The sequence below is a fragment of the uncultured Legionella sp. genome, assembly GCF_937871865.1.
Lineage (GTDB): Bacteria > Pseudomonadota > Gammaproteobacteria > Legionellales > Legionellaceae > Legionella.
The window spans coordinates 1-5888 of the sequence record NZ_CALMPD010000165.1 but is presented as its reverse complement, the minus strand read 5'-3'; the positions used below and the strand labels follow the sequence as shown (position 1 = coordinate 5888).

Sequence of the window (5888 nt, the reverse complement as noted above, 5' to 3'; positions counted from 1 at the left end):
CAGGTATTAAAAGTCCTGGATAATGATCAAACCTTATTAATTCAGTCAGGGAAGCCTGTAGGGGTGTTTACAACTCATGAAGATGCACCTCGAGTACTTATTGCTAATTCTAATTTAGTGCCTCGCTGGGCGAGTTGGGAACATTTTAACGAACTGGACAAAAAAGGTTTGATGATGTACGGCCAAATGACAGCAGGAAGTTGGATTTACATCGGTTCACAAGGAATTGTGCAAGGTACCTATGAAACTTTTGTTGCTGCTGCAAAAAAACATTACGATGGTGATTTATCAGGGCGCTGGATCTTAACTGGCGGGCTTGGTGGAATGGGTGGTGCACAAACTTTGGCTGGTACAATGGCGGGTGCCAGTGTTTTAGCAGTGGAGTGTGATCTTAGCCGAATCGAAAAACGTATTAAAACAAAATATCTGGATAGATATACTGATAATATTGATGAGGCCCTGGCTTGGGTTAACGAGTCATGCAAGAACAAACAGCCGATATCGGTAGCACTATTAGGAAATGCAGCAGATATTTATCCTCAGTTAGTGCAACGAGGAGCTAAACCTGCATTAGTAACTGATCAAACGAGTGCGCATGATCCTTTAAACGGCTATCTTCCTTCTGGTTGGACATTAGAACAGGCAGTGGAACGAAGAATATCCAATCCTTCTCAGATAGTTGATGCCGCTAAAAAATCTATGGCTGTTCAAGTACATGCCATGCTTGAGTTCCAAAAAATGGGAATACCTGTTTTTGATTATGGTAATAATATAAGACAAATGGCGTTTGAAGCCGGAGAGCTTAATGCTTTTGCTTTCGAAGGATTTGTTCCTGCTTATATCAGGCCTTTATTCTGCGAGGGAGTTGGCCCATTCAGATGGGTTGCTTTATCTGGTGACCCAGAGGATATTTATGCTACAGATGAAATGGTTAAAAAGCTGATTCCTGATGACAAACATTTACACCAATGGCTCGATATGGCTAAAGAGAAAATTGCTTTTCAGGGATTGCCAGCCAGAATTTGCTGGGTGGGTTTAAAAGCTCGGGCGCGTTTAGCTTTAGCCTTTAATGAAATGGTTAAAAACAAACAAGTCAAAGCTCCTATCGTTATCGGACGAGATCATCTGGATTCAGGTTCTGTGGCTAGTCCTAACAGGGAGACGGAAGGAATGTTGGATGGAAGCGATGCTGTTTCTGATTGGCCGTTACTGAATGCTTTATTAAATTGTGCCAGCGGAGCTACCTGGGTCAGTATCCATCATGGTGGTGGTGTGGGAATGGGTTTTTCGCAACATTCTGGAGTGGTTATAGTTGCTGATGGAACAGAAAAAGCAGCAATGCGATTAGCCAGGGTATTACATAATGATCCGGCTACAGGAGTAATGCGGCATGCAGATGCAGGATATGATATCGCGAAGCAATGCGCTAAAGAAAATTCATTATGGTTACCTATGGAATCTCAAGAGGAGCAAGTAAATGTCTGAGGGTTTTATTCTTCAACCAGGGCAGCTGACCCTGCAGTCAATCAAGTATACCATTACTAATGGTTTGCTCTGTTCTTTATCAGATACTGCGTTAGGTTTGATAGCAGCATCCCATCAAACGGTGAAAAAAGTTCTTAAAGAAAAGAGAACTGTTTATGGAATTAACACCGGTTTTGGCTCTTTGGCGAATCAAACGATTTCCAATGAGCATTTGAAACAGTTGCAACGAAATATTGTCTTGTCTCATGCGTGTGGAACTGGCGAGCTTTTACCTGATAACGTCGTCGCACTGATTTTACTTCTTAAAATTAATAACCTTGCTCAAGGATTTTCTGGTGTTCGGCTGGAGTTGGTTGAGGCATTGATGCAGTTATATAATCATAAAGTATATCCTTGTATTCCTGCAAAAGGGTCTGTAGGGGCTTCGGGAGATTTGGTTCCTTTAGCACATATGGCTTTACCTTTGCTGGGAGAAGGGTATGTCCGTTATAAAGGTAAAAAAATAAGTGCACTTGAAGGCTTGAAAATTGCTGGTTTGACACCTATCGAGCTGGAAGCCAAAGAAGGCTTGGCGTTACTTAATGGATTACAAGTATCAACAGCTATTGCATTAATGGCTCTATTTACCTGTGAAACGTTATTTGAAACTGCTGTTATAGCTGGTGCATTATCTGTTGATGCGGCATGCGGTAGTGATGTTCCTTTTGATGAGAGAATTCATCAGGCGCGTGGCCATCAAGCCCAAATCGATGTTGCTGCTATGTATCGAGAGCTCTTGCTTGGCAGTGAGATAAGAGAATCTCACAGGCAATGTAACCGCGTTCAAGATCCTTATTCGTTACGCTGCCAGCCTCAAATCATGGGAGCAGTGCTTCACCAAATGCAATTTGTTGGTTCAACACTTCAACACGAAGCTAATGCTGTTTCAGATAATCCCTTGGTCTTTGCTCAGGATGGCGAAATATTATCGGGAGGCAATTTTCATGGTGAAATAATTGCCATGGCTGCAGATAACCTGGCATTGGCCATTGCTGAAATGGGGTCAAATGCTGAGCGCCGCATTGCTTTATTGATTGATAAAAATTTTAGTGGTCTACCCGCATTTCTGGTAAAAGATAGCGGCCTGAATTCAGGATTTATGATAGCTCATGTGACTGCTGCATCCTGCGCCAGTGATAACAAAGCTCTTGCCCATCCTCATTCTGTTGACAGCTTGCCCACATCGGCGAATCAGGAAGATCATGTTTCTATGGCTACTAATGCGGCACGCCGATTAAATGAAATGAATGATAATACGGCAACTATTCTTGCGATTGAATTACTTGCTGCATGCCAAGGTTTGGAGTTCCATAAGCCTTTAAAAACCTCACCTCAATTGCATGAAATTTATCGACGATTAAGAGAAAAGGTTCCTTCATTTGATAAAGACAGATATTTTGCTCCGGATATTGCTGTGGTGAAGCAAAAAATCTTTGCTGAGGAATTCACGTTGACTAGTTTAAATGTTGAGACCGTAGAGTAGGGGACAAACTAAATGGATTTAAAATCCCAATTTGAAGCATTAGAACGTCAATATAAATTGAATCCTTTCCCTGCATTAAAGGAAAGGAAAAACATACTTCTAGCTATTAAAAAAATAGTACAGCAAGAAGCCTATACGATTGCTGAAGCTGTCAATAAGGATTTTACTCATCGGTCTACTGATGAAACCTTATTTCTCGAAATTTTTCCTACTATAAGAGCAATTGATTATTGTCTGAAGAAAATGAAACATTGGATGAAAAAGAGAAGGCGGAATGTGTCTTGGTTATTTCTTCCTGCATCTGCTTATGTAATCCCTCAACCTTTAGGAGTTATCGGTAATCTGGTCCCATGGAACTATCCTGTATATTTGTCGATAGTTCCTGCTCTGTATGCATTGGCAGCGGGTAATCGAGTTATGATAAAAATGTCTGAATTATCTACCCATACTGGCTTAGTACTGCATTCGTTGTTCCATACAATGGGGCTCGATAATTTTATTCAGGTGGTCAATGGTGGTATTGATGTCTCCGAGCAGTTTTCTGAGTTACCATTTGGGCATCTAATGTTTACTGGGTCGACACGTGTTGGCAAGTTAGTAATGAAAGCCGCTAGCGAGAATCTGACACCTGTTACTCTGGAGTTAGGTGGAAAATCCCCTGCCATTCTCTCGTCTACCATGAATATTAATTATTTTAAGCGATTATTCATGGGGAAATTATTTAATGCGGCTCAAACATGTATTGCTCCTGATTATTTATTAGTTCCAGAAGGATGGGATAGAGTGGTTGAAGCTGAATTTAAAAAATTTATTCATGTTCATTATCCTGAATTAATGAGTAATGATAATTACTCTAGTATTATTACCTCAGACCATAAAGCACGTTTGCTGGATATACTGGATGATGCACGCCTTAAAGGCGCACGCATCGTTGAATTTGGTACAGAAAAATCAAGGTCCAATAAAATGCCAATGTATTTATTGTTTAATGCAACCAATGATATGAAGGTAATGAAGGAGGAGCTTTTTGGTCCTGTTTTACCCGTGTTGAACTATAAAAAATTTGATGATGCGATTGCTTATGTGAATGCCTCTCCAAACCCTCTGGTTTTATATTATTTTGGCGAGAGCAAGCAGGAGAAAGAGGATATTCAAATTCGAACCTTATCCGGTGCTTTGACTATTAACGATACCATAATGCATGTCGCTATTGATGATTTACCGTTCGGTGGTGTTGGTCATAGTGGAATGGGGCAATACCATGGACCGGAAGGCTTCAATACCTTTTCGAAACTAAAACCTGTGTTGGTACAAAAAAGATTCTCACCATGTGTTTTGCTTTATCCACCCTATGGGCGGTTAATGAAACTGTTTTTGACTTGTATTGCAGGCATAAAAACAAAGAAAAACAATGATGAGGTTTCGTGAAGCAATTTTTTTATTCATGAAGAATGTAAAAACCTGGTGGTATAACTGATTTTTCTTGTTATGCTATGGCTCTTATCGAGAACTACAGACTGATTTATTCTTATGATTGTTGAAATTTATACTGATGGTGCCTGTAAAGGTAATCCTGGGCCTGGTGGATGGGGAGTATTATTGCGTTCGCAAGGCGTTGAACGAACATTACATGGCGGTGAAGCGCACACCACAAACAACCGTATGGAGTTGATGGCTGCAATTAAAGGATTAGAGTCGTTAACCAGACCCTGTGAAGTGGAGTTATATACTGATTCCAAATACGTACAACAAGGAATGAAGGAGTGGTTAAAAGGCTGGAAAAAAAATGGCTGGAAGAACTCCAAGAAGGAACCAGTGAAAAATGCAGATCTCTGGGTATTACTGGATAAACTGGCCTCCAGTCATAAGGTGACATGGCATTGGGTGAAAGGGCACTCAGGACACGTAGAAAACGATTTGGTCGACGCATTGGCCAATCAAGGCATTACTGAACTATCATAACCGGGCTGGCTGATGAGACAAATTATATTAGATACTGAAACCACAGGTATTGGACATGAGCTCGGCCACAGAGTTATTGAAATTGGATGTGTAGAGTTAATAGAGAGGAAACTCACTGGAAAACATTATCATGTCTATTTGAACCCTGAACGTGAAGTAGATGAAGGAGCTTTCCGCGTTCACGGAATAAGTTCTGAATTTTTGCAGGATAAACCTTTATTTAAAGATGTTGTATCTGAATTTCTTCAGTTTGTGGGTGGTGCTGAATTAATTATTCATAATGCAGCGTTTGACGTGGGTTTTCTTAATTCTGAATTGAAGCACGTCCAATGGAAAAAAACATTAGAAGAATATTGCGATATTTTTGATACATTGGTTATGGCTCGTGAGAAGCATCCGGGGCAGCGCAATAGCCTTGATGCCTTGTGTAAACGTTACGGTATAGACAATTCTAATCGACAATTGCACGGTGCGTTACTTGACGCCGAAATTCTGGCTTTTGTTTATTTGGCAATGACGGGCGGACAAGCCAGTTTATTTGCTGAAACAGAAGCTGTTTCCAGCAATTCGCAAATTATTTCCCAAGAGCATCGTTCTTTATGTTTGCAAAATCCAGTTATTATCAGGGCTGAAGATACGGAATTGATGGAGCATCAAGACTTTGTTAGTTTTCTTGCCAAGAAATCAGGAGTTAATTATTGGGAAGATAACGCTTAAAAAATCTAGTGCTTTTGATTCCGATTTAACTTTCGTGGTTGATATTTGCATTCGAATTTATCATTTTTTGAAGGTTAAGCTGGCTAATATACCAATTTGAGTTCCTATTCTCGCAGTTCTAGGAGCTGCCATCAATCTTTCAGTTAAACTAGTATTCCCCGCGGCTTGCCGCGGTTCCTTGATAGGAAAGTTTGAAAACCAT

5 protein-coding genes are annotated in these 5888 nt (G+C 40.5%); all 5 read left to right on the top strand.

Annotated elements, in window-relative coordinates; translation table 11 throughout:
- Window positions 1–1485: urocanate hydratase (gene hutU / locus Q0495_RS09285; RefSeq protein ID WP_298625265.1), on the top strand; the 1485-nt coding region annotated here is incomplete at its 5' end.
- A complete protein-coding gene (gene hutH, locus Q0495_RS09280) occupies window positions 1478–3007 on the top strand; it encodes a histidine ammonia-lyase (RefSeq protein WP_298625264.1) in 1530 nt (509 codons plus the stop codon). The genes hutU and hutH, both read left to right, overlap by 8 nt.
- Window positions 3008–3019: 12 nt before the next feature.
- A complete protein-coding gene (locus Q0495_RS09275; protein WP_298625262.1) occupies window positions 3020–4435 on the top strand; it encodes a coniferyl aldehyde dehydrogenase in 1416 nt (471 codons plus the stop codon).
- A gap of 102 nt (window positions 4436–4537) precedes the next feature.
- Window positions 4538–4969, top strand: a complete 432-nt coding sequence (rnhA, locus tag Q0495_RS09270; RefSeq protein ID WP_298625261.1) for a ribonuclease HI — start codon at window positions 4538–4540, stop codon at window positions 4967–4969.
- 12 nt (window positions 4970–4981) lie between these two features.
- The gene (dnaQ, locus tag Q0495_RS09265) at window positions 4982–5686 is read left to right on the top strand and encodes a DNA polymerase III subunit epsilon (RefSeq protein ID WP_298625258.1); all 705 of its coding nucleotides are present in this window, start codon (window positions 4982–4984) and stop codon (window positions 5684–5686) included.
- Window positions 5687–5888: the final 202 nt, after the last annotated feature.

Coding starts and splice junctions, on each gene's coding strand:
- hutH (WP_298625264.1), top strand. CDS start 1,478: ATGTCTGAGGGTTTTATTCTTCAACCAGGGCAGCTGACCCTGCAGTCA.
- Q0495_RS09275 (WP_298625262.1), top strand. CDS start 3,020: ATGGATTTAAAATCCCAATTTGAAGCATTAGAACGTCAATATAAATTG.
- rnhA (WP_298625261.1), top strand. CDS start 4,538: ATGATTGTTGAAATTTATACTGATGGTGCCTGTAAAGGTAATCCTGGG.
- dnaQ (WP_298625258.1), top strand. CDS start 4,982: ATGAGACAAATTATATTAGATACTGAAACCACAGGTATTGGACATGAG.